Source organism: Roseomonas gilardii (assembly GCF_001941945.1).
Classification (GTDB): domain Bacteria; phylum Pseudomonadota; class Alphaproteobacteria; order Acetobacterales; family Acetobacteraceae; genus Roseomonas.
Map to the genome: position 1 here is coordinate 3490001 of NZ_CP015583.1, position 22722 is coordinate 3512722.

Below are 22722 nucleotides of genomic sequence, written 5' to 3' on the forward strand. Positions count from 1 at the left end.
GGCTGAGCCTGGACGAGGACTCCGAGGCGACGAAACAGGGCATCGCCCGCATCCAGGCCGCCTTGAAGGGCAAGGCGGTGGGCGTGCAGGGCTCCACCACCCATGCAGCCTTCGCGGAACGCTACCTTGCGAAGGTGGCCGATATCCGCCTGTACAAGACCACCGAGCAGCATGACCTCGATCTCGCCGCCGGCCGGCTGGACGCGATCATCGCCGACAGCACGGCACTCCAGGAAACGCTCGGCAAGCCGGACTTCGCGGATTACGCCATCATGGGCCCGGGCTTCACCGGCGGCGTGCTGGGCACCGGCATCGGCGTGGGCCTGCGCAAGCCCGACACGGCGCTGAAAACCCGCTTCGACGAGGCGATCGGCTCCGCCCTGGCGGATGGCACCCTGAAACGGCTTTCCGAGAAGTGGTTCAAGCTGGACGTGACGCCCCGGCCCTAACCTTCCCACCGACAGCCGGAAAGGCGGGCCCGGCCCCCGTACCCTCCGGAAAGTCCCCCGGACAGGATGCGGGCCGCCTTCACGATGGCGCGCGGCGCCGCCGGCCCGTCGCCACCACGCGCCGCCGGTGGCAGTCTGCCGATCATTCCCCGGCGATTCACACGGGGAGCGAAGGGATGGAAACGCCATGCGCGTCCTGATCATCGGGGCCGGCCCGACGGGGTTGACGCTGGCGCTTGCCCTTCGCCATCGCGGCATCGCCTATCGCCTGATCGAATGCCGCACCGGGCCCGAGCGCTGGTCGCGTGCCCTGGGGCTGCAGGCCCGCACGCTGGAGGTGCTGGACCGGCTGGGGCTGGCCGAGCGCTTCCTCGCCGCCGCGCATCCGCTGGAAGGGGCGGCCTTCCACTTCCCCGGCCAGGAGGTCCGGTTGCGCTTCCAGCATGTGCATCCGCGCTTCCCGTCCATGGTGGTCCTGCCCCAGTACGAGACCGAGCGGCTCCTGACGGACGCGGGGGCGGCACCGGAGTTCGGCACCGAGTTCCTGGAAATGCAGAACGGCAACGCCCTGCTTCGCCACCAGGACGGCCGACTGGAATGGGCGGCCGCGGACTGGATCGCCGGCTGCGACGGCGCCCATAGCAGCCTGCGGCACAGCCTGGAGCTTCCGTTTCCCGGGCACCGCTACCCGCAGCAACTGGTCCTGGCGGACCTGCCGCTGGAAGGGCTCGACCGCGCCCGCATGCATGTCTTCCCGGACAGGCCGGCACCGCTGATCTGCTTTCCGCTGCCCGACGGCCACTGGCGGACCGTCGCCCTGCTGCCACCGGATGCGCCACCGCCCGCCCAGGGCTCCCTGGCCCCCTTCCAGCGCCCGGGCCTGACGCTGGGCGAGCCCTCCTGGTGGAACCTCTTCCGCATCAGCCAGCGGCAGATCCCCCGGATGCAGATCGACCGGCGCCTGCTGCTGGGGGATGCCGCGCATATCCACTCGCCGGCCGGTGGGCAGGGCATGAATCTCGGCATCCAGGACGCATGGTCGCTGGCCGCCGCCTTCGCCGAGGGCCCCGGGGCCGTCGGCCTCTGGGCCGGGCGGCGGCACGGGCTCGCGCGACAGGTGATCCGCGCCACGGATCTGATGACCCGGATGATGACCACCCGCTCGCCCGTCCTGGCTTCCCTCCGCGACCGGGCCTTCCGCCTAGTGGCGGGCACGCCCGCCCTGGCCCGGCAGATGGAGAGCGGCCTGGCCGGCCTGCGCTACCCCGCCCCGCCGGCCTGACCGGCGGGCATGGCCCCTGCCGTGCGGCGCCATGGCCAGGGCCGCACGGGGCCGGGTGCCGCCGGGCAATCCGCCCGGCAGCCCTCGGCGATCAGGCGCGCTGCGCCGCCACGGCCGGCGGCGCGGCGGCGATGCGCTCGGCCTCGGCCGCCTCGCGCCCCCAACGGGTGGCGAGGGAGGCGCAGACCATGAGCTGGATCTGGTGGAACAGCATGATCGGCAGCACGATCATGCTCACCGCCTGTCCGCTGAACAGCAGGCTGGCCATGGGGATGCCGCTGGCGAGGCTCTTCTTGGAGCCGCAGAACAGGATGGTGATCCGGTCCTCGCGCGAGAAACCGGCGGCGCGGGTGTACCAGTGCAGCAGCAGCATCACCACCGCCAGCAGCGCGGCATTGGCCACCAGCAGGATCGCGATACTCAGCACGTCCACCTGATGCCACAGCCCGTTCACCACGCCCTCGCTGAAGGCGCCATAGACGACGAAGAGGATCGAGGAACGGTCCACATACCCCACAAGCTGCTTGTGCCGGTGCAGCACCGGCATCAGCCAGCGGCGCACGAGCTGGCCCAGCACGAAGGGCAGCAGCAGCTGCAGCATGATGCCGCGGATCGCTCCGAAGGAGATGCCGCTCTCGCCGTTCGTGGTCATCAGCACGCCCACCAGCAACGGCGTCAGCACGATGCCGATGAGGTTCGAGACCGAGGCCGCGCAAAGCGCCGCCGGCACGTTGCCGCGCGCGATCGAGGTGAAGGCGATGGAGGACTGCACCGTGGAGGGCAGCACGCCGACGAAGATGATGCCGAGCGCCAGCATCTCGCCCAGCGCCGGGCGCACCGCATAGCTCAGGCCGATGGCCAGGATCGGGAAGAGCAGATAGGTGGACAGGAAGACCACCAGCTGCAGCTTCCAGTTCGTCACCCCGGCCATCACCGCCTCCCGCGACAGGCGGGCGCCATAGAGGAAGAACAGCAGGGCGATGGCGAAATTGGTGGCATAGTCCACCACCTCGGCCGCCTCGCCCCGGGCCGGCAGGACACTGGCCAGGACCACCATGCCGATGATCAGGAGGATATAGGGATCGATCCGCAGGCGGGCCAGGATCGAACGCCTGGCCGGCGGAGCGGCGCTGGATGGGTTTGCGGCCACGGGAAACGCCCCCTGTCACAGGAATGACTTCGGTTGTGGGGCCTCCTTTGCCCATTCGCACCAAAAATGACAGAATTAACAGTCATTGTGGAATCCGATGACCCAGGCGCCCTTCGATCCGCTGCTGCTGCGCACCTTCCTGGCCGTCGCGGAAACCCGGCACTTCACCGCCGCCGGGCAGCGCCTCGGGCTGAGCCAGTCCACCGTCAGCCAGCACATCCGCCGGCTGGAGGAACAGGCCGGGCGGCCCTTGCTGTTGCGCGACACGCATTCCGTCACCCTCACCACCGATGGCGAGGCGATGCGGGGCTTCGCCACCACCATCCTGGAGGCCCATGCCCGCGCCGCCGCCTTCTTCGCCGGCACGGAGCTGCGCGGGCGGCTGCGCTTCGGCACCTCGGAGGACCTCGTCTCCTCCCGCCTGCCCGAGATCCTGCGGGAATTCGTCCGCTCCAACCCGGCCGTGGATCTCGACCTGACCGTGGGGCTCAGCGCCCTGCTCTATGACCGGCTGGATGCCGGGGAGCTCGACCTGATCTGCGCCAAGCGCCGCCCGGGCGAGCGGCGCGGCCGCCCGGTCTGGCGGGAAAGGCTGGCCTGGATCGGCACCGCCGGAACCGTGCTGGACCCGGAGGAACCCCTGCCCCTGGTCGCCTATCCCAACCGCTCCATCACCCGTGCCCTGGCGCTGGAGGCGCTGGAACGCTCCGGACGCCGCTGGCGCATGTCCTGCTCCTCCGGCAGCCTGAGTGGGCTGACCGCCGCCGTGCTGGCCGGGCTCGGCGTCACCGCGCAGTCGCGCCTGCTGCTGGGAGGCGCGCTGGTGGAGGTGCCGGGGCCGGAGCTGGACGAGGTGGAATTCGTCGTCACCGGCCGCAGCGAGAGGCTGCACGGTGCCGCCGCCGCCCTGGCCGACCTTCTCCTGCTGAACGCCGCGCGCCTCCAGCCGGCCGCGTGATCCCCACCCGGCGCACCGGAGGGCCGCATGGGGCGGCGCTCCCGTCCCCGGCCGCGATTCCATCGGTAGGCGACAGCAGCGCGCCGGGGCAGGATCGCCGCAGGGCATGACGGGACATCCTCCATGACGACAGCCGACAGGACGGAAACGGGCGGCCAGGCGCATCACCCCCTGCTGCGGCGGCGCGACGGCCACCATGCCCGCGTCACCTTCGAGGAGCTCTTCTTCGACCTCGTCTATGTCTTCGCCGTCACCCAGGTCTCGCATGGGCTGCTGCACCACCTGGGCGCGGCCGGGGCGGTGGAGGCGCTGATCCTCTGGTTCGCCGTCTGGCTGGGCTGGCAGTACACCTGCTGGGTCACGAACTGGTTCAACCCGGAAACGCCGCAGATCCGTGGCCTGCTCTTCGGCACCATGCTGGCCGGGCTGGTGATGGCGGCCGCCCTGCCCCAGGCCTTCGGCGACCGCGGACTCGTCTTCGCCCTGGCCTATGCCGCCATGCAGGTGGGGCGCACGGGCTTCATCGCCTGCCAGCTTCCCGCCGGGCATCCGCTGGCTGCCAACTACCGACGGATGCTGGGCTGGGTCTGCATCGCGGCGGTGCTCTGGGTCCTTGGCGGGCTGGTCCCGGCGCCCTGGCGGCACCTGCTCTGGGTCCTGGCCATCCTCTGCGAATACGTCTCCCCCATGTTTGGCTTCGCCCTGCCGGGGCTGGGCCGTTCCCGGACGCGGGACTGGACCATCGAGGGCGGGCACCTCGCCGAGCGCTGCCAGCTCTTCGTCATCGTCGCCCTGGGCGAGACGGTGCTCGTCACCGGCGCCACCCTGGCCGACGAAGGGGCCTGGGACCCGCCCACCCTGATCGCCTTCCTCTCCGCCTTCCTCGGCAGCCTCGCCATGTGGTGGGTCTATTTCGGCACCAGCGGCCGGGACGGCAGCACGGTCATCACCCATTCCCCCGACCCCGGCCGGATCGGTGCCTTGTTCCACTACATCCACGCCATCCTGCTCGCCGGCATCATCGTGACCGCCGTCGGCAACGACCTCGTCATCGCCCATCCCGACGGGCGCATGACCGTGGCGGCGTCGGCCACGCTGATCGGCGGGCCGGCGCTCTATCTCTTCGGCTCCGGCCTCTACAAGCGCGTGGTCTACGGCCTCTGGCCGTCCTCGCATCTTGGGGGCCTCGCCGTGCTCGCCCTGATGGTGCCCTTCGCCTTCACCACTGACCTGCTGATGATCGGCGCCCTGACCACGCTGGTGATGCTGGCCGTGGGCTTCTGGGAAAGCCGCATCCTGCGCCCCAGCCCGGAAGCGCGGCTGGCCGGCACATCGCCCTGACGGGAAGCCGTCGCCGGAGGTTGCGTTCCGGACCTCCGGCGATTCCGGGTCAGCGTCCCAGCACCTCGCCCAGCAGGCCGGCGAAGCGGTCGATATCCGCTTCCTCCACCCAGACATGCGCGCTGATCCGCAGCACGCCGAGCCGGTCGCTGGCGAAGGCGCCTCGCTCCGCCAGGGCCGCGATCGCATGGGGTGGTAACCCGCCCGGCAGGCGCAGGCCCAGGATATGCGGCGCGCGGCGATGCCGTGGCGGGCAGGCGAGGCCCATTGCCTCCAACCGCTCGACCAGCCGGTCCGTCAGGGCGCGCAGCCGCGCCTCCACCGCCGCCGCGCCCCAGGATGCCACCAGTTCCAGCCCCGTCGCCGCCATGGGCAGCGCCACCGGATCATCACGCTCGCCCCGGTCGTAGCGCGCCGCGCCCGGCGCGGGCCGGCCTTGCGGCATGTTGAAGCCGTTCTCCTCCAGCGGCTGGCCGGACTGGCGCTCCGGCGCGGCGTAGAGGAAGGCCAGGCTGTAGGGGCCCAGCACCCATTTATAGGTCGGGAAGGCCAGGAAATCCGGCCGCCAGCGCCCGACATCCACCGGCAGCACGCCCACCGCCTGGGTGGCATCGACCACCACCGCCCCGCCCTGTCGCCGGACCGCCGGGATCACCCGGTCCAGGTCGATCGGCGCGCCGTCGCACCAGTGCAGCGGCGTCAACGTGGCGACGCCCAGGGGTGCCGCGCCGGGGCGGTCGATCGCCTCCAGCAGCGCGGCGGTCCAGTCGCCATCCGCCGCTCGCGGCACCGCCTCCACCACCAGCCCGCGCTGCCGCGCCAACCGGTCCCAGGGCAGGCAGAGGGAGGGGAACTCGTCCTGCACGCGCAGCACGCGCGAGCCCGCAGGCAGTTCCAGGTTCAACGCCGCCGTGGCGATGCCGTGGCTGACGGAGCCGGTGATGGCGATGTCGCCGGGCACCGCGCCGATCAGCCGCGCCGCCGCGGCACGGGCCCGCACGCCCCAGTTCGCGGCCTCGCTGCGCGGCACCGCCCAGGGATGGCTCTTGCTGGCCACCCCCACCTCCCCCGCCGCCCGCACCGAACGCGGCAGCGGCGAGTAGGCGGCAGCGTCGAGATAGGCGATCCCCTCGGGGATCTCGAAAAGGGCACGTTGGCTGGCCAGGGGTGGGGTCTGGGTCATGGGCCAGGGAAGAACGGCAGGCCACACCTGTCCAGGCGGGACCGTCCGCCAGGCCTCAGCGCCGCCCGGGCAGGGCCGCCGCGCTCTCCTCCCGTGCCGGCTCCGCGAGGCTCGCCGGCCCGCTGCCCGTCGCCGGCCTCTGCCCAGGCACGGGGCCGGCGCCGATCCCGGGAAGGGTCAGGATCACCGCGAAACCATCGGCCGAGTCGCTGCGGAAGCGCAGGCTGCCGCCATGCGCCCGGACCACCTCGTCGGCGATGGCGAGGCCGAGCCCGGCACCGGTGCGTCCCTCGCCGCGCGGATGGAAGGGCTCCCGCACCCGGGCCCAGAGGGTAGGCGGAATGCCCGGCCCGTCATCCACCACCTCCAGCACGGCGTCTCCGCCCTGGCGGAAGACCCGGACCTCCAGCCGCGAGGCCGCGCCATGCTGGAGCGCGTTGTTCACCAGGTTCGACACGGCCTCCCTCAGGCTGATCGGATCGCCCGGGACGATCGCCGGCTCCTCGGGCGCGTCCAGCGACAGCAGCGGCGCCGCGGCGCCATCGCCTTCCGGCAGGTCCAGCAGAATCCTGCGCGCCAGCGCCACAAGGTCCACCGGCTCCGGCGGCACCACATCGGGCCGGTGCGTCACCATGGCATGGTTGAACAACTGCCCTACCAGCCGGCCGAGCTGTTCGGTGCGGGCGGCGATGCGCCGCAACTGGGTGGCCCGGCGCGCGGGATCGCCCTCCACCGACAGAAGATCGACCTGCGAGGCCAGCCCCGCGAGCGGCGTGCGGATCTGGTGCGCGGCATCGCCGATCATCCGCTGCATCATGCCGATCCGCCGGTCCAGGCGTGCCATGAAGCCGTCGATGGCGCCGACCAGCGCCGCGATCTCCGGCGGTGCCGCCACGGCCAGCGGGCTCAGGTCGCGCGGATCGCGCTCGCGCAGCGCGTCCTGCACCTGCTTCAGCGGCGCCAGCACGTGCTTGATGGCCAGCAGCGTCGCCAGCAGCGCCAGGCCGGTCAGCAGCAGCACGCCGAGGATGGCCTTGCCCGCGATGTCGCGCGCCAGCGCGGTGCGCGCGTGCAGCGTCTGCGCCACCGCCACCAGGGCCCAGCCCTCGCCCAGCCGGCGCGTGGTGACCGCGATGCGCACGGGCTCTCCACGCCAGACCCCATCCTCCACCAGCACGCGGCCCTGGCGCAGCAGCGCCTGCTCCCGCGGCGTCTCCGGGCCGAGCGCGAGATCGGGCGATCCCGCCACCACGACGCCGCGCGGGTCCACCACCTTGTAGGCCACACGGTCCATGGCGGAGAGCGAAGCGAGAACGGAAACCGGTGGCTCCACCGCCACCATGGCGCCCTGCTGGTAGGTGTTCTCGGCGATCTGCGATGCACCGTAGCGCAACAGCGTGTCATGGGCGCTGCCGGCCGTCACCCAGGCATAGTACCAGCCCGCCACCGCGAAACAGGCGCCGACCGAGCCGAGCACGAACAGCAGCAGCACCGCCACCCGCGCATGCAGGGAGCGCACCGCGCTCATCGCGGCGCGAGCTGGTAGCCGAGGCCGCGCAGCGTGCGGATCTCGGCGCGGGAGGCAGCGATCTTGCGGCGCAGGCGGGCGACATACTGCTCCACCGCATTGGCGCCAGCGGCCCCGTCCAGGCCGAAGAGCCGCTCCACGATCTGCTCCTTGCCGACGATGCGGCCGCCCCGCGCCACGAGGATCTCCAGCAGCGCCAGCTCCCGCCGCGTCAGGTCCAGCGGCTCACCCTCCACGCTCGCGATACGGCCGGACAGGTCGATGGCGATGTCGCCGAAACGGATCGCGTTGGTGGCACTGCCGCTGCCCCGCCGCAGCAGGACGCGGACGCGCGCCTCCAGCTCCAGGAAGTCGAAGGGCTTCACCAGATAGTCGTCGGCCCCGAGATCGAGCGCCCCGACCCGGTCCGCCACGCCGGAACGCGCCGTCAGCATCAGCACCGGCGTCGCCAGCCGCCGCTCCCGCGCATGGCGCAGCAGGGCCAGCCCGTCCGGCGGCGGCAGCATCACATCGAGGATGAAGAGGTCATAGGGCTGCACATCCATCCGCGCCGCAGCCCCCTCGCCGTCGCGCTCCCAGTCCACCTCGTGCCCCATCCTCTGCAGGCGGGCCTGGATGCCCTCGCCCACATCCGCCGTGTCCTCGACCAACAGGATCCGCATTGCCCCGCCATCTTCGCACCGCACCGTCATGCCGCGGCGCAGCAACGATTTTTGCGCGCCTGTCAGTTTGGCAACAGATTGGAAGGATATCCAGGGTGCAAGCCCGGGCCGCGAAGGAACCGGGGAAACCAGGGAAGAGAGGGTCCGGAAATGGATGCAGCCCCAGGCGCATCCGCACCGCTTCTGTCGGTGCAGGATGTCACCTTGCAGTACAAGACCGAAGATTCCGTGGTCACCGCCACGCATCGCGTCGGCTTCGACGTCTATCCCTCCGACCGCTACATCCTGCTCGGCCCCTCGGGCTGCGGGAAGTCCACGCTGCTGAAGGCGATCGGCGGCTATCTCACCCCCTCCGAGGGCGAGATCCGGCTCAAGGGGCGCGAGGTGCGCCATCCCGGCCCGGACCGCATGATGGTCTTCCAGGAATTCGACCAGCTCCTGCCCTGGAAGACGGTGCGCGAGAACGTGATGTTCGCCCTCACCGCCAGCGGCCGCGCCAAGGGCGCCGAGGCGCGCGACCGGGCCGACAGCTACATCGAGAAGGTCGGCCTGGCGAAGTTCGCGGACAGCTTCCCGCACATGCTGTCCGGCGGCATGAAGCAGCGCGTGGCCATCGCCCGCGGCATGGCGATGGAGCCGGACGTGCTGCTGATGGACGAGCCCTTCGCCGCGCTCGATGCCCTGACCCGGCGCCGGATGCAGGAGGAGCTGCTGCGCCTCTGGGACGACACCCGCTTCACCGTGCTCTTCGTCACCCATTCCATCGAGGAGGCGATCCGCGTCGGCACGCGCATCCTGCTGCTCTCCCCGCATCCCGGGCAGGTGAAGGCGGAGCTGAACAGCGTCCCGCCCGAGCTCCTCGGCACCGCCGCCGCGGCGGAGCTGGAGACGCGCATCAACGACATGCTCTTCGTGCATTGAGGGAGAACGGTCCATGAGCATCACCGTGAATGGCGGCCCTCTGGTCGCCCGCCCCGAGATCGTCCGCGAGCCCTCCCGCAGCGGCATCGGCGAGATCAACAAGCCGATCTCCGCCTGGGAATCCGTCTACCGCATCGGCGCGCTGCGCAAGGCGCTGATCCTCCTCGTCCTGGCCCTGGTCTGGGAGGCCTATGGGCGCTGGCTCGACAACCCGCTGCTCTTCCCGCCCTTCACCGCCACGGTGCAGGCGCTGTTCGAGAACATCGCCAACGGCGTCATCCCCGCCCGCACGCTGATCTCGCTGCGCACGCTGGTGATCGGCTACGCCATCGGCATCGCGCTGGCCGCCGTGCTGACCACCGTCGCCATCGGCTCCCGCATCGGCACGGACCTGCTGGAAACCCTGACCGCCATGTTCAACCCGCTGCCGGCCATCGCGCTGCTGCCGCTGGCGTTGATCTGGTTCGGCCTGGGATCGGGCAGCGTGATCTTCGTGCTGGTGCATTCCGTGCTCTGGGCCATCGCGCTCAACACCCATGCCGGTTTCCGGTCGGTGTCCAAGACCCTGCGCATGGTGGGGCAGAACTACGGGCTGACCGGGCTGCGGCTGGTGAAGGACATCCTGATCCCCGCCGCCTTCCCCTCGATCCTCACCGGCCTCAAGGTGGGCTGGGCCTTCGCCTGGCGCACGCTGATCGCGGCGGAGCTGGTCTTCGGCGTCTCCTCCGGCTCCGGCGGCCTCGGCTGGTTCATCTTCGAGAACCGCAACCAGCTCGAAACGGCCAATGTCTTCGCCGGGCTGTTCTTCGTGATCCTGATCGGCCTCTTCGTGGAGAGCTTCATCTTCGCCAATATCGAGAAGCGCACGATCCGCCGCTGGGGCATGCAGCACTGACCGGCCGTCGTACGAACCTCGTCCAACGATAAGACAGAACGGGAGCGTCCCATGCAACGTCGCCAGATCCTCACCGCCGGTGCCGCCCTTTCCGCGGCGCTGGCCGCCCCGGCCCTGCTGGCCCGCCGCGCCCATGCGGAGGCCAGCAAGGTCCGCCTCTCCCACGGCTACGGCATCCTCTACCTGCCGCTGATCGTGATGCGCGACCAGAAGCTGCTGGAGAAGCACGCCGACGCGGCGGGCCTCGGCCCCATCGACGTCACCTGGCAGATGCTCGACGGCGGCAATGTCATCAACGACGCGATGCTGGCCGGCTCGCTCGACATCGCCGGCACCGGCGCGCCGGGCTTCGTCACCCTCTGGTCGCGGGCGCGGGGCATCCCCCGCTCCGAGATCACCGGCGTCAGCGGGATGAGCACCTGCGCCCTGTCGCTCAACACCAACCGACCGAACATCCGCTCGCTCGCGGATTTCACGCCGAGCGACAAGATCGCCCTGCCCGGCATCAAGACCTCGCTCGCCGCCGTGGTGCTGCAGATGCTGGTGGCCAAGCAGTTCGGCCAGGCCAACTACGCGAAGCTCGACCCGATGACGGTCGGCTTGCCGCATCCGGAGGCCTTCACCGCGCTGATGAGCGGCAAGACCGAGATCGTCGCGCATTTCGCCTCGCCGCCCTATTCCAGCCGGGAACTGGAAGACCCCCGCATCCACCGGGTGATCGCGGCCAGCGAGGTGCTGGGCAATGCCACGCTGGACGTGGTCTTCGCCCCGCGCCAGTTCGTCAACGGCAACCCGAAGGTCATGGCCGCCTTCCTTGCGGCCCAGGACGAGGCCAACAAGCTGATCACCTCCGACCCCCTGAAGGCGGCGGCGATCTTCAACCGCGTCTCCCCGACCGGCAGCACGGACGAGGCGGTGGTGGCCATGCTGAAGGAGCCGGACACGAAGTTCGACACGACGCCGCACGGGCTGATGGAATACGCGAACTTCATGGGTGCCGTGGGCACCATCCGCAACAAGCCGGCGAAGTGGCAGGACCTCTTCATGCCGGAGCTGCACGAGCGCCCCGGCTCCTGAACCGCCTCAGGTCGCGGCGTCGGCCGCCGCGACCTCCCGCGCCCTGCCGCCCTCGGCCATCAGGGTCCTGACACGGGGAAAGGCCACGAGCTGGCGGCGGTACAGGCTCGCGGCCCCTCCGATCATCGTACCGCTCCGGCGCAGCAGGGCATCGCCCCATTCGACGATGCGCAGGTTGGGCCAGGCCTTGGGCCGGATGCGCAGGATTTCCGCGTAGATCGCCTCCGCCGCCAGATCCGGCCGGGCCTGTGCCAGGATCAGCGCCATGGCCGCGGTCGAGCGCGAGATGCCGGCATGGCAATGCACCAGCAGCCGCCCCTCCGGTTCCGCCACCAGGTCCGCGCCGAAAGCCAGAATCTGCTCCACGTGCTCCTGCTCCGGACGGATCATGCCGGGCGTTTCCTCGATCACGTCGTGGAAGCGCAGCTCCAGCTTCCGGTGCTCCCCGAAACGGCCGAAGCTCTCCGGGACAGGCCATTCCGGGTCAAGGATGGAGAGCACATGGCTCACCCCGGCCTCGCAATGGCCATCCAACTCCTCGATGCCACAGATTCCGATGCCGAAGGGTGCGATGGGGTCCATCCCCCCGGATTAGCGCCGCCGCAGGCCGTTTTCCACTCCACAGGCCGCGGCCCCGATGGCCGGAAAGGATTCCACCCCCCCACCGCCCTGCGCCCCGCCTGGCCGCATCCAGCGGCCGGAAATCCGTTCCGGCATTCGAAGTTGATCCAAAAAGAGATATAAATATCCCAGGTTGCTGAAACTTGTGACGCATCACGAATGGGTTGAGCGATCACTGGGCACCCTTTAAGATGCCGTTAATTCCTCGCGGAGAACACAGCTTCGGCTGCCTTCGCCGGGAAGCCAGGAGATCGGCGGGAACCGGATGAAGCGCTTGGTGATCGACCTCGACGGCACGTTGACCATCGACGATCCGCAACTCGACTACCCCAGCAAGCGCCCCAACCTCGCGGTGGTGGAGAAGCTGCGGGAGTACAAGGCGCAGGGCTTCGAGATCGTCGTCTGCACCGCGCGCAACATGCGCACCCACCAGGGCAATGTCGGGCTGATCAACGTCCACACCCTGCCCGTCATCACCGACTGGCTGCGCCGCCACGACATCCCCTATGACGAGATCCATGTCGGCAAGCCGTGGTGCGGGCATGACGGCTTCCATGTGGACGACAAGGCCCTGCGCCCCGACGAGTTCGTCCGCATGAGCCACGACGAGATCGCCACCCTTCTCCATCTCGGCCGGAACGCGGCATGAGCCCGGACGCCCCGCTCGCGCTGATCACCTCGGCCGCCTATGTGAACGCCGAGATCGGCGCCGAATTCGGCCAGTTGCCGCCCTGCTTCCTGCCCTTCGGGCACAACCGGCTCTTCACCCCGCAGATCGCCAGCCTGCGCCGCCTCGGCGAGCGCGTGGTGCTGACCCTGCCGCAGAGCTTCGAGCCGGAGGACTGGGACCAGGCCCAGCTCCTGGCCGCCGGCGTGGAACTCCTCTTCATCCCGGACGGGCTCAGCCTCGGCGAGAGCATCGCCTATGCCCTGACCCTCTCGGACGCCCGCGGCCCGGTCCGCATCCTGCACGGCGACACGCTCTTCCTCGAAGCCCTGCCGGAAACGCTGGACGAGGTCGGCGTGGCTACCAGCGCCGATTCCTACAGCTGGGGCGTCCTCAGCGGCGGGCTGCAAGACAGCTTCGTCAACCGCCGCCCCGGCACCGCCGCCCGGCAGGACCAGGTCCTCAGCGGCTGGTTCGCCCTCTCCTCCGCCCCGGCCCTGGGCCGTGCCCTGGCGGAGGCGCAAGGCGACTTCCTGCGCGCCCTGGCCCTCTACAACGCCCGCCACCCGCTGACCTTCCGCCTGCTGGACGGCTGGCTGGACTTCGGCCACCTGCAGACCTTCTACCGGTCCCGCGCCAAGGTCAGCACCGCCCGCGCCTTCAACGCCATTGCGGTCGCCGGCCGCTCCGTGCTCAAGACAGGCGAGAAGAGCGACAAGCTCTCCGCCGAGGCCGACTGGTTCGAGAACATCCCCGCGCCGCTGCGCCTCCATGCCCCGCCCTTCCTGGGGCGCGAGGGCAATGGCTACCGCATCGGCTATGAGTTCAGCCCGACCCTGCACGAGCTCTTCGTCTTCGGGCGGCTGGAACAGGCGAGCTGGTCGCGCATCCTGGAAGGCTGCTTCGACTTCCTCCGCGCCGCGCGGCAACTCGGCGCCGACGACGCCCCCGCGCAACTGCCGCCCGACACGCTGCGCGTCCTGGCCCTCGACAAGACCGCCGCGCGGCTGGAGCAATGGGCCCGTGCCGCCCGGATCGACCTCGACGCCGAATGGCGCTCGGGCGGGCGCCGCCTCCCCTCGCTCCGCCGCATCGCGGACGAGACCGCCGCCATCGCCGCGGCCACCGATCCCCTGCCCGGCGTCATGCACGGGGATCTGTGCTTCCCCAACACCTTCTTCGATTTCCGGCAGCAGCAGATCAAGGTGATCGACCCGCGCGGCTCCGTCCGCGATGGGGAGCACACGGTCTTCGGCGACCTGCGCTACGACCTCGCCAAGCTGAACCATTCGGTCGAGGGCTATGACCTGATCCTCACCGGCCGCTACCAGGTGGAGCAGCCGGAGCCCTATGACCTGACCCTGCACCTGTCGCGCGAAGGCGCGGCGGGCTTCCTGCCCGACATCGCGGCGGAGATGGACCTCCTCGGCCGGCGCACCAGCGATGCGGGCACGCGGGCGCTGACCGTGCATCTCTTCCTCTCGATGCTCCCCCTGCATGCCGACCGGCCCGACCGCCAGCGCGCCTTCCTGGCCAATGCGCTGCGCCTCTATGCCAAGATGGAGAGAGCGCGTGATCGTCTTCCCCATGGCCGGCCTCAGCAGCCGCTTCACCAAAGCCGGCTACGACCGGCCGAAATGGATGCTGCCGCTGGCCGGGCGGCCGCTGCTGGACTGGTCCCTGCTCGGCTTCAGCGAAATGTTCGGCAGCGAGACCTTCCTGCTGATCCATCTCGACCGACCGGGCGTCGCGGAATTCGTGCGCGCCCGGGCCGAGGCGATCGGCATCCGGAACCTGCGGATGGTGGCGCTGCCGGAACCCACGCGAGGACAGGCGGAGACCGTGTGGCTCGGCCTGGAACGCCTCGCCGTGCCGGATGCGGAGCCGGTGACCATCTTCAACATCGACACCATTCGGCCCGGCGTGCGTAGGGCGGCCTTCGACGGGAAGGCGGGGTGGCTGGAGTGCTTCGTGGGGGAAGGGGATCACTGGTCGTTTGTTCGTCCAGCTGACCCAAGCAATCCATCTGAGGGGCAGGCGGCAGAGGTCGTGGAGAAACTGCGGATTTCGTCGTTGTGCTGCTCAGGTCTGTATCATTTCGGATCGACCACTCATTTCTGCAGCGCTTACGCCGAGGAGTTAGCAAAAAACTCCGCTCCAACGGAACTCTATATCGCTCCTATTTATCGGCACCTGATCAAGGTGGGGCATAAAGTGCATTACAGCACTATAGCCAGGGAAGAGATTTTCTTTAGCGGAACACCCGCCGAATATGAAATTCTTTCTACCGACACGTCGCGTCTACTGAATGCTTGGTAGGGCAATGCTCTCCTCCAAACTAGTCACAACGCCACAACATCGAGCAAAAGAGAGCATCATGGACATACCAGTGCAGTTCGAGCGTTTTGCAATTTCTGACTCGATCTACGACTTGCCGAGGGTGACAACCTTCGATGAGGCCCGTGATGAGGATGTTCTATTTCCCGTTACGTCCCGTCAAAAAATGTCGATTATTCCACCCGCCTTCATGTTTACATCTCCAGAGTTCCAAAACATTAAAGGCACCGCGGTATTTCAACAGCAATTCCGCAATACAGCCGAAATAGCAATTGCCCGTATCAACAACGCTTATGTACTTGGTGGCAAGTTCTTTGTATTCAATTCCCGCAAAGTTGTCATCAAAGAAAGTCTACCGGTCCATGTCCGTTGGAATCCGGATGCAGCGAAGGAACAACTAATTGTTAACGAACTTCCCATTCGGAAGTTATCAGGAGCACATGTCGCCCTAGGCGTACATAACCACAATAACTATTTCCACTGGCATATCGATGTGTTGTCATCGGCAATCGTTGCATTACAGCATATAGACAAAAATACCCACTTCCTTACCCCACCACTGCGGCCTTGGCAGAGACGATCATTAAACCTAATCGGCGTTGAAGATGCCAGAATCGTGGAAACCACCGACGAAATCTACAAAGTCGAAACCCTGATCTTTCCGAGCAATTTATCACGCCATGGTTTCGAAATGACATGGCCTGTAAAGGCATTGTTCGAAAAAATCACCAATAACCTCAGAATCTCGCCGCTTATCGCGCATCGCATGCCCAAAAAAGTCTACCTCAGCCGAACAGATGTTTCTTTCCGCTCTTGTGCTAATGAAGCAGATTTCATGAATTACCTTGAGAAAAAAGGCTTTCTTTGTTTCACCCCCGGCAGCCTCACCTACGATCAGCAAGCCATTATCATGAGTAATGCCGAAACAGTTGTTGGGCTTCATGGAGCTGGCCTGACAAATACTGGTTACTCCCCACCACATTCGCAACTGATAGAAGTGATGCCGTCCTCCTTTATGAATGCAGGGTATTTCGCGATTTCTCAGGTATTTGAAAGGAAATACTCTGTCTTTGCGATAGGTGGCGGAGGGACGATGGATCGTTTTCAGCATCCGAGCCAATGGACTGTCGACATAGACGCGTTCGATGCTCAAGTTACAAAAATAATCTGAGTAAAGGAGATGAACAGCGCGATGAAAATCGCAATAATAGGCACGTCGAACTCGATTGGACCACGCGGCTATGTCCCGGCGCTAAGCCAGCATCCTGCGGTCTCACGTGTTGGCAACTTCTCTTTAGGCCACAGCACCTCAATTGCTCTGGCTTATACCGCACATCGGATCAATTTTACCGAGTGGGATTTCTGTGTCCTAGATTTTTCGGTGAATGAAGAAGCATCCACCAAGAAGCCAGAAGATCTCTTCAGGATCGAAAGTTGCTTAAACTATCTTTTGGACCAAATGGCCGAAAGTGGATGTTTACCTGTAGTGTTAATTATGCCAACTGAAAGAGGGCGCGGTAAAATTCTTCAGGTCCACGAGTTCTACTTGAGATACGCCACCTCTAAAGGATTACCGCTGTTCGATGGATTTTCTTTTCTGAGGGATTTGGAAGTTACGAATAGCGCTCTAGATGCGTCAGAGTATTTTCGAGATCCTGACCATCTGGCTCCATGGGCATCATCGCTTCTGGGCTATCACCTAGCGGATCGCCTTTCTCGCATCGATATGAAACAGCACACTATTAGCTTTCCTTCCCTTAATAGCGCCCAGTACTCCTATTTGCCCATGTCTGAGGTAGCACCAGAGCAAACTTTCGTGGAACGCCACACGTCTTTGACCTCAGCACGATTCCTTCATTTAAGCAAAAACCAAAAGGTTGTCTTGGAGGGCATCCGTCCAGGTAAGGTCGTTGGAATTGGCATCAACATCAATCAGACTAATGCACTGTTGCGTTTTCAGTCCTCGGCGAGAGATAGCAATGCCTTCTATTCTGAGCGCTACTTCAACACTGACCCAGGAAAGTTTACTTTCGTAATTAGAGTCATCCCTGAAATCTCAGTTCTCGACAAAACCCTATCACTAGAAGTACTTGAATTCCCCAAACCAGAGCTTGCAAAACACTATATGGACCATCCAGCCCAAGCTGAGGTTCACGGGATTGCCATTGAGCATGAGGCTGTAACGATGCGCTCCTACGAAGTGTCACCTGCGATAATGCCTTTGCAGACAGAAATTCCAGCAGAAAACTTGAAAAGATAGTCGAGAGGCTAATATCCGCCGGGGCCTATGAATGGCAAAGAGATGCTGACCATCTCATGCTGCGTCGGTTATCCGACCAGCACCCGGCGGCTGATCTCCATCACTTTTTGATCGAACGGACTAATGTCACGGGCCAGATCAAGCCAGTAGCGCAATCCCACATTGTTCTTTTGTCTCGTACTCAGTTCGCACATGCCAAGAACGGAGCGCAGATTCCTGGGATCCGCAGTGAGAGCATCCTGAAATATCGACTCTGCCAAGTTATACTGGCCTTGGCGGATGAAGCCCCAGCCAATAAATGCTTGGATAGCTATTTTTGCAGATGGTCTAGCTGCAAAATGCTCACACTTAGCATTGAGCAGGCGTAACGCCGTAGATGGATGCTTAAATGCTGCTCGTAGGATAAGATTTTCAGCTCGCTGCGGATGATTTCTGCGGATGGGAGAAAGATAACGTATTAAATCATCAGTGAGATTGTCACCGCAGAGCGAGATGATATTTTTTAGGGTTTTAGTTCCCGCTAATATTTTGGTCACGTGGTGATCAGCAGAAGGGACAGGCACAAAATTGATGTGACCACAGGCTTTCTCGATCAAAGCCGCATGCAGAGCATCAACCTTGTAATACGGATCAAATAGCAGATAAATGTTACCTTGAATATCTCCTCTTCCAATTTCCATGCCGCAAAGATCATTGAAATAGTACTTTTCATAGCGCTTATCGAAATGCGATACACTTGACGGCTCAATTGACCACTGCGGACAAAGTGATATAACTGTGTTCAGCTGAAAGGCTCTGGAATATTTTATGGCGGCATATCCGCCCATTGACCCACCATAGCCCACTCGTGGGCGGTCGCCTTGCAAAACCTCTTCGACAGCAGGCAGAGCAGCCTGTATTGAAGCTCTAGGAAACCAATTTGCCTTTCGCGCCATAAAGCCTATTGCATCGATCCGAGCTTTCTTAATGGCCATGCCAGCAAAAATGTTTTCCCCATCAGCTAAAGTAACCCGATCATTAAATGTAAAAAGCGTGTAAGGTGTAGCCCCCACGCGACGGATGACCTGCAAATGTTCGTCTTGGAATATGATCACACGTAGCACCATGTCCGCATATGCATACAGAAATTGATTCTCACATAGGATCTTCGCTTGTTCTAGACTTTCATCATCCCCCTCTCCCCCACCACCCCCTCACTCCCCGGAAACGCCGCCGCCACCGCCTGCGGCGGCAACCGCAGGTGATCCCGCAACAGCCCCTTGGCCACCGCCCGCAGATCCCGCGTCGGCGCCAGATCCCGGTTCTCGAACAACTGCCCGTCGCGCAGCCCCGGCCAGTCCGCCAGCACCCGCCCGCCCGCCACCGCCCCGCCGAGGACGAAGGCCACGCCCCCGGTGCCATGGTCCGTCCCGTTGTTGCCGTTCACCCGCGCGGTGCGGCCGAACTCGGTCATCACCAGCACGGCGGTGTGCGTCCAGGCCGGACCGAGCTGCGCCTTCAGCGCGCTCATCCCGCCATCCAGTTGCGACAGCACGGGGTTCAGCCGCCGCGTCTGGTCGGCATGGGTGTCCCAGCCGCCGATCTCCAGCGCCGCCACGCGCGGCCCGTCCGGTGCCGCCATCAGCTTCCCCGCGATCCCGGCCAGGGCCAGGAAGCCCCCCGCACGCCCCGCTCCTCCGGCAGGACCTCGGCGGCGAAGCCCCGGCCGCGCAGCCCGTCCTGCACCGCGGGGCCGAGCAGCGGGTCGGCATGCACCAGGTCGGCCACGCGGGCATAAAGGTCCGGCGCCGGCCGCACGGGCCGGGGCGGCGCCCACATCCCCACATGCTGCGGCCCGCGCATCAGCAGCGGCAGGGACAGCCCGACCGCCAGCCCCAGATCCGCATCCCCCTTCGGCCGCGCCGCGAAGCCGGACAGGGCGCGGTTGAGCCAGCCGGAGGTGAGCCCGCCGCGCTCCACGGCGCCGCTCTCCAGCATGTCCTGCGCCTCGAAATGGCTGCGGTTGCGATAGGGGCCGGCCACCGCATGGATGGGCAGCATCTCCCCCGCGCGGAACATGCCGTGCAGCGCGCCCAGGCTCGGGTTCAGCCCGAAGAAGCCGCCGCAATCCAGCAGCCCCCCCTCCTGCCCCGGCTCCGGCAGGGCGAGCGAGCCCCGCAGCGCGCGGTAGTTCGCATCGCCATAGGGCGCCAGGGCCGCCATCCCGTCCATGGCGCCGCGCAGGATGACGACGACCAGCCGGTTCTCGCCCGGCAGCACCCCGGCCGGCATGGCGGCGAAGGCGAGGCGGGACTGCGCGGCGACCGCCGTGGCGGCGAGGCCCAGCAGCAGGCCGCGCCGCCCGATCGAGGGAAGATGGCTCATCGGCGTTGGAACTCCGGGCTGCTGAACAGCAGGGTCAGGGCCTCCTGCGGCGATCCCGCGCCGCGGATCGCCCCGCGCGTCTCGGCGGAGGCCAGGGGGCCGAGCGCCACCTCCGTCACCGCCATGGGGTCCTTGCGGGCGAAGCGCCCGGCCTGCTGGAAGGACCAGTCCACCCGCTGCATCGCGGCCTCGGGGCCCAGCCAGTCCTTGCCCCGGTCGGGCCAGCCATTGGGCTGCGCGGCGCCCCAGATCTGCTGGCCGAGGCCGAAGGCGCTCTTGAAGGCCATCTCCCCGAACTGCGCCCCGTCGCAGCCAAGGGTGCGATAGACGGCGGTGACATAATCCAGCGGGCCGCGCAGCTTGGTGAGCGGCGGGTTCCAGGCCTCCGGCAGCCGCACCAGGGCACGGGACACGGCGCCCAGGTCGCCATCCGTGTCCCGCAGCACCGCCTCCAGCTTCGCCACCGCGGCGGGCGGCGGGTCATCGGCCACGAAATGCCGGGCCAGCTTGGTGGCGAGGTGCCGGTGCGTCGCGGGGTGGGCGGCCAGGAAGCGCAGCGCCGCCTCCGTCTCCTCCCGCCCATCCACCATCAGGCCGCCGCCGAAGCGCTGGCCGAGGATGGTCTTCACGCCCGGCTCATGCGCCGGGTCACGGAACACGGTGCCATAGGGCTCGCGGTCCCGCTCATAGCGCCACCCGGTGAGGAGCCGTGCGAATTCCGTCACGTCGCGCTGGGTATAGCCGGCGGCAGGCGAGACGCTGTGCAGCTCCATCACCTCGCGTGCCAGGTTCTCGTTCAGCCCGCGCCCCGTCTTGCGGCCGATCGGGCTGTCCGGCCCGACTGAGGACACTTGGTCGAGATAGCCCAGCATGGCCGGATGGGTGGTGGAGGCGATCAGCATGTCCACGAAGCGCCCGGTCACATGCGGCCGGATCACATCCCGGATGAAGGAAGGCACCGCGACAGTGGCCAGGGTGCTGGCACGGCGACTGATGGTGAAATGGTTGGTCCAGAAATCGACCAGCCGCTCGCGGAACGGCGCAGACGTGTCGATCCTCCAAGCGCAGGCGGCGATGCTCTCAGATCGGAAATAAATGTCCACTGGCGTCACTGGCCCCGGCGGCCCCGCCGCATCCCGCTCCCGCCAGACGCGGAAGCCATCCGCGACGGTCGGCATATGGTCGAACCCCGCCGGGGGCGGGGGCTGCGGGGCGGGCTGGTCGATCTGGGCGAGGAGCCAGGCCTCGGCATCGGCGGGGACCGGCTGGTCCGGCCGCGGTCCCAGCCCGAAGCGGATCGCGGCCTGGATGGATCGGGCACTCATGCCCGCATGATGTCACAGCGCTTGCTGCGCTGCGCAACCACAAAGAGTAACTGAACCGCTATTCATACAATCTTTACGTGCGTTCCATGCGGCGCGGAACGCGGGAGGGCACCGCATGCTCCCGGCGGAAGATCCTCCCGCCGGGGGCCGCGAAACGCCTCAGATATGCAGCGCCCGCCCGTCCACGGCCAGCGCCGCCTCCTTCACCGCCTCGTTCAGCGAGGGGTGCGCGTGGCAGATGCGCGCCACATCCTCGGCGGAGGCACCGAACTCGATCGCCATCACCAGCTCGGCGATCAGCGTGCCCGCATCCGGGCCCAGGATATGGGCGCCGAGCACGCGGTCGGTCTCCTTGTCGGCCAGGATCTTCACGAACCCGTCCGTGGTGCCCATGGCGCGGGCGCGGCCATTGGCGGTGAAGGGGAACTTGCCGACCTTGTAGGCCGTCCCGGCCTCCTTCAGCGTCTCCTCGGTCTCGCCGACCGAGGCCACCTCGGGCCAGGTGTAGACCACGCCCGGAATGGCGGCGTAGTTCACATGGCCATGCTGCCCGGCCAGGATCTCGGCGACGGCGACGCCCTCCTCCTCGGCCTTGTGCGCCAGCATCGGGCCGGCGATCACGTCGCCGATGGCATAGATGCCGGGCACGTTGGTGGCGAAATGTCCGTCCACCTTCACCCGGCCCCGCTCATCCAGCGCCACGCCGACGGCATCGAGGCCCAGCCCCTCGACATAGGGGCGGCGGCCGATGGCCAGCAGCACGACGTCGGCCTTGATCTCCTCGGCGGTGCCGCCGGCGGCAGGCTCCACGGTCAGCGTCACGCCGTCCTTGCCCTTGGCGGCGCCGGTCACCTTGCTCTTGAGCTTGAACTTGATGCCCTGCTTGGACAGCACGCGCTCGAACTGCCGGGCGATCTCGCCATCCATGCCGGGGACGAGGCGGTCGAGGAACTCGATCACCGTCACCTCGGCGCCCAGGCGGCGCCAGACGGAACCCAGCTCCAGTCCGATCACGCCGCCGCCGATGACCACGAGATGGCCCGGCACCGTCTCCAGCTCCAGCGCGCCGGTGGAGGTGACGATCTGCGTCTCGTCCACCTCGACGCCCTTCAGAGGCGCGCTGTCGGAGCCGGTGGCGATGATGATGTTCTTCGTCTCGTAGGTCGTGCCCTCGACCTCGACCTTGCCGGGGGCGGTGATCTTGCCCGCTCCCTTCAGCCAGGTGACCTTGTTCTTCTTGAACAGGAACTCGACGCCCTTGACGTTGGCGCCGACCACCTCGCCCTTGCGGGCCTGCATGCGGGCGAGGTCGAGCGTGAGCTGCCCCACGCCGATGCCATGCTCGGCGAAGTGGTGCGCCGCCTCCTCGTAGTTCTCGGAGGACTGCAGCAGCGCCTTGGACGGGATGCAGCCGATGTTCAGGCAGGTGCCGCCCAGCGTGGCCCGCTTCTCCACGCAGGCGACCTTCATGCCGAGCTGCGCGGCGCGGATGGCACAGACATAGCCGCCGGGACCGGCGCCGATGACGATAACGTCGAAGCTCTCAGACATGATGGGTGCTGCAATCCTGTCAGGTGGCCGTTGCGGGCAGGCGTAGCAGGGCTGGCGCCGGGCTTGAAGGGCACAGGCCGCCAGGAAGACGCCCGGCCCCCGCTTATCCTGCCAGATGGGTGCCATGACAGCCTGCCGCCGCGCCCGCGGG

At 66.7% G+C, this 22722-nt stretch carries 20 protein-coding genes and 1 pseudogene (1 of these 21 running past the window's edge); 12 read left to right on the forward strand and 9 right to left on the reverse strand.

Annotation, left to right across the window (positions count from 1 at the left end; genetic code table 11):
* A protein-coding gene (locus RGI145_RS15960; protein WP_075799125.1) for a transporter substrate-binding domain-containing protein crosses the window boundary here: on the forward strand, nt 1–449 show its 3' portion. Its footprint begins 394 nt before the window's first position; 449 of the gene's 843 nt are visible here — the last part of the coding sequence; its start codon lies beyond the left edge, outside the window; its stop codon occupies nt 447–449.
* 187 nt (nt 450–636) lie between these two features.
* Nucleotides 637–1731, forward strand: a complete 1095-nt coding sequence (locus tag RGI145_RS15965; protein ID WP_075799126.1) for an FAD-dependent oxidoreductase — start codon at nt 637–639, stop codon at nt 1729–1731.
* A gap of 91 nt (nt 1732–1822) precedes the next feature.
* Here the strand turns inward: RGI145_RS15965 and RGI145_RS15970 are convergent, their stop codons facing one another.
* Entirely contained in the window at nt 1823–2881 is a 1059-nt protein-coding gene (locus RGI145_RS15970) for a bile acid:sodium symporter family protein (RefSeq protein ID WP_075799127.1), read from the reverse strand.
* Nucleotides 2882–2978: 97 nt separating this feature from the next.
* On the opposite strand from RGI145_RS15970, the gene RGI145_RS15975 reads away from it, so the two are divergent.
* A complete protein-coding gene (locus RGI145_RS15975; RefSeq protein WP_075799128.1) occupies nt 2979–3839 on the forward strand; it encodes a LysR family transcriptional regulator in 861 nt (286 codons plus the stop codon).
* A gap of 123 nt (nt 3840–3962) precedes the next feature.
* Nucleotides 3963–5180, forward strand: coding sequence for a low temperature requirement protein A (locus tag RGI145_RS15980; RefSeq protein WP_075799129.1), 1218 nt, complete (start codon nt 3963–3965; stop codon nt 5178–5180).
* Nucleotides 5181–5229: 49 nt separating this feature from the next.
* On the opposite strand, the gene RGI145_RS15985 is transcribed toward RGI145_RS15980, so the two are convergent.
* From RGI145_RS15985 to RGI145_RS15995, 3 genes are read right to left on the reverse strand one after another with little or no spacing between them, the layout of a single operon-like run.
* Nucleotides 5230–6363: an aminotransferase class V-fold PLP-dependent enzyme gene (locus tag RGI145_RS15985; protein WP_075799130.1), complete on the reverse strand. Its 1134-nt coding sequence runs from the start codon at nt 6361–6363 to the stop codon at nt 5230–5232.
* Nucleotides 6364–6418: 55 nt separating this feature from the next.
* Entirely contained in the window at nt 6419–7891 is a 1473-nt protein-coding gene (locus tag RGI145_RS15990) for a sensor histidine kinase (RefSeq protein WP_075799131.1), read from the reverse strand.
* The gene (locus RGI145_RS15995; RefSeq protein ID WP_075799132.1) at nt 7888–8553 is read right to left on the reverse strand and encodes a response regulator transcription factor; all 666 of its coding nucleotides are present in this window, start codon (nt 8551–8553) and stop codon (nt 7888–7890) included. The genes RGI145_RS15990 and RGI145_RS15995 overlap by 4 nt, the downstream gene beginning before the upstream one ends.
* Nucleotides 8554–8757: 204 nt before the next feature.
* On the opposite strand from RGI145_RS15995, the gene RGI145_RS16000 reads away from it, so the two are divergent.
* Genes RGI145_RS16000 through RGI145_RS16010 form a run of 3 tightly spaced genes read left to right on the forward strand, consistent with a single transcriptional unit; the run spans nt 8758 to nt 11446 of the window.
* Nucleotides 8758–9474 (forward strand): ABC transporter ATP-binding protein, encoded by a 717-nt coding sequence (locus RGI145_RS16000; protein ID WP_237183098.1) that lies wholly within the window; start codon nt 8758–8760, stop codon nt 9472–9474.
* 13 nt (nt 9475–9487) lie between these two features.
* Nucleotides 9488–10369, forward strand: a complete 882-nt coding sequence (locus tag RGI145_RS16005; RefSeq protein ID WP_075799134.1) for an ABC transporter permease — start codon at nt 9488–9490, stop codon at nt 10367–10369.
* 51 nt (nt 10370–10420) lie between these two features.
* Complete coding sequence (locus RGI145_RS16010; protein WP_075799135.1) at nt 10421–11446, forward strand: ABC transporter substrate-binding protein; 1026 nt, start codon at nt 10421–10423, stop codon at nt 11444–11446.
* Between the two features lie 6 nt (nt 11447–11452).
* On the opposite strand, the gene RGI145_RS16015 is transcribed toward RGI145_RS16010, so the two are convergent.
* Nucleotides 11453–12028, reverse strand: a complete 576-nt coding sequence (locus tag RGI145_RS16015) for a tyrosine phosphatase family protein (protein WP_075799136.1) — start codon at nt 12026–12028, stop codon at nt 11453–11455.
* Nucleotides 12029–12332: 304 nt separating this feature from the next.
* Between RGI145_RS16015 and RGI145_RS16020 the strand changes: the two genes are divergently transcribed.
* The 5 genes from RGI145_RS16020 to RGI145_RS25145 are packed head-to-tail and all read left to right on the forward strand — an operon-like array spanning nt 12333 to nt 17331.
* Nucleotides 12333–12716, forward strand: a complete 384-nt coding sequence (locus RGI145_RS16020) for an HAD hydrolase family protein (RefSeq protein WP_075799137.1) — start codon at nt 12333–12335, stop codon at nt 12714–12716.
* On the forward strand, nt 12713–14665 hold the full coding sequence (locus RGI145_RS25800; RefSeq protein ID WP_237183311.1) for a hypothetical protein: 1953 nt from the start codon (nt 12713–12715) through the stop codon (nt 14663–14665). The genes RGI145_RS16020 and RGI145_RS25800 overlap by 4 nt, the downstream gene beginning before the upstream one ends.
* On the forward strand, nt 14622–15053 hold the full coding sequence (locus RGI145_RS25805) for a glycosyltransferase family protein (protein WP_237183099.1): 432 nt from the start codon (nt 14622–14624) through the stop codon (nt 15051–15053). Before RGI145_RS25800 ends, RGI145_RS25805 begins: the two co-directional genes overlap by 44 nt.
* Before the next feature lie 58 nt (nt 15054–15111).
* Nucleotides 15112–16242, forward strand: a complete 1131-nt coding sequence (locus RGI145_RS16030) for a glycosyltransferase family 61 protein (RefSeq protein ID WP_075799139.1) — start codon at nt 15112–15114, stop codon at nt 16240–16242.
* A gap of 9 nt (nt 16243–16251) precedes the next feature.
* On the forward strand, nt 16252–17331 hold the full coding sequence (locus RGI145_RS25145) for a hypothetical protein (protein ID WP_156878569.1): 1080 nt from the start codon (nt 16252–16254) through the stop codon (nt 17329–17331).
* 68 nt (nt 17332–17399) lie between these two features.
* On the opposite strand, the gene RGI145_RS25150 is transcribed toward RGI145_RS25145, so the two are convergent.
* The 4 genes and pseudogenes from RGI145_RS25150 to lpdA form a co-directional block, all read right to left on the reverse strand.
* Nucleotides 17400–18437, reverse strand: a complete 1038-nt coding sequence (locus tag RGI145_RS25150) for a hypothetical protein (RefSeq protein ID WP_156878570.1) — start codon at nt 18435–18437, stop codon at nt 17400–17402.
* Nucleotides 18438–18487: 50 nt separating this feature from the next.
* Nucleotides 18488–19695: pseudogene (locus RGI145_RS16035) on the reverse strand (DUF1501 domain-containing protein).
* Nucleotides 19692–21020, reverse strand: a complete 1329-nt coding sequence (locus RGI145_RS16040; RefSeq protein WP_075799140.1) for a DUF1800 domain-containing protein — start codon at nt 21018–21020, stop codon at nt 19692–19694. The pseudogene RGI145_RS16035 and the gene RGI145_RS16040 overlap by 4 nt, the downstream one beginning before the upstream one ends.
* 159 nt (nt 21021–21179) lie before the next feature.
* Nucleotides 21180–22571 (reverse strand): dihydrolipoyl dehydrogenase, encoded by a 1392-nt coding sequence (lpdA, locus tag RGI145_RS16045; RefSeq protein ID WP_075799141.1) that lies wholly within the window; start codon nt 22569–22571, stop codon nt 21180–21182.
* Between the last annotated feature and the right edge of the window lie 151 nt (nt 22572–22722).

Bases quoted from the DNA above. Each gene is read 5' to 3' on its own strand.
- RGI145_RS15965 (WP_075799126.1), top strand. From the start codon at position 637: ATGCGCGTCCTGATCATCGGGGCCGGCCCGACGGGGTTGACGCTGGCG.
- RGI145_RS15975 (WP_075799128.1), top strand. From the start codon at position 2,979: ATGACCCAGGCGCCCTTCGATCCGCTGCTGCTGCGCACCTTCCTGGCC.
- RGI145_RS15980 (WP_075799129.1), top strand. From the start codon at position 3,963: ATGACGACAGCCGACAGGACGGAAACGGGCGGCCAGGCGCATCACCCC.
- RGI145_RS15985 (WP_075799130.1), bottom strand. From the start codon at position 6,363: ATGACCCAGACCCCACCCCTGGCCAGCCAACGTGCCCTTTTCGAGATC.
- RGI145_RS15990 (WP_075799131.1), bottom strand. From the start codon at position 7,891: ATGAGCGCGGTGCGCTCCCTGCATGCGCGGGTGGCGGTGCTGCTGCTG.
- RGI145_RS15995 (WP_075799132.1), bottom strand. From the start codon at position 8,553: ATGCGGATCCTGTTGGTCGAGGACACGGCGGATGTGGGCGAGGGCATC.
- RGI145_RS16005 (WP_075799134.1), top strand. From the start codon at position 9,488: ATGAGCATCACCGTGAATGGCGGCCCTCTGGTCGCCCGCCCCGAGATC.
- RGI145_RS16010 (WP_075799135.1), top strand. From the start codon at position 10,421: ATGCAACGTCGCCAGATCCTCACCGCCGGTGCCGCCCTTTCCGCGGCG.
- RGI145_RS16015 (WP_075799136.1), bottom strand. From the start codon at position 12,028: ATGGACCCCATCGCACCCTTCGGCATCGGAATCTGTGGCATCGAGGAG.
- RGI145_RS16020 (WP_075799137.1), top strand. From the start codon at position 12,333: ATGAAGCGCTTGGTGATCGACCTCGACGGCACGTTGACCATCGACGAT.
- RGI145_RS25800 (WP_237183311.1), top strand. From the start codon at position 12,713: ATGAGCCCGGACGCCCCGCTCGCGCTGATCACCTCGGCCGCCTATGTG.
- RGI145_RS16030 (WP_075799139.1), top strand. From the start codon at position 15,112: ATGGACATACCAGTGCAGTTCGAGCGTTTTGCAATTTCTGACTCGATC.
- RGI145_RS25145 (WP_156878569.1), top strand. From the start codon at position 16,252: ATGAACAGCGCGATGAAAATCGCAATAATAGGCACGTCGAACTCGATT.
- RGI145_RS25150 (WP_156878570.1), bottom strand. From the start codon at position 18,437: ATGGTGCTACGTGTGATCATATTCCAAGACGAACATTTGCAGGTCATC.
- RGI145_RS16040 (WP_075799140.1), bottom strand. From the start codon at position 21,020: ATGAGTGCCCGATCCATCCAGGCCGCGATCCGCTTCGGGCTGGGACCG.
- lpdA (WP_075799141.1), bottom strand. From the start codon at position 22,571: ATGTCTGAGAGCTTCGACGTTATCGTCATCGGCGCCGGTCCCGGCGGC.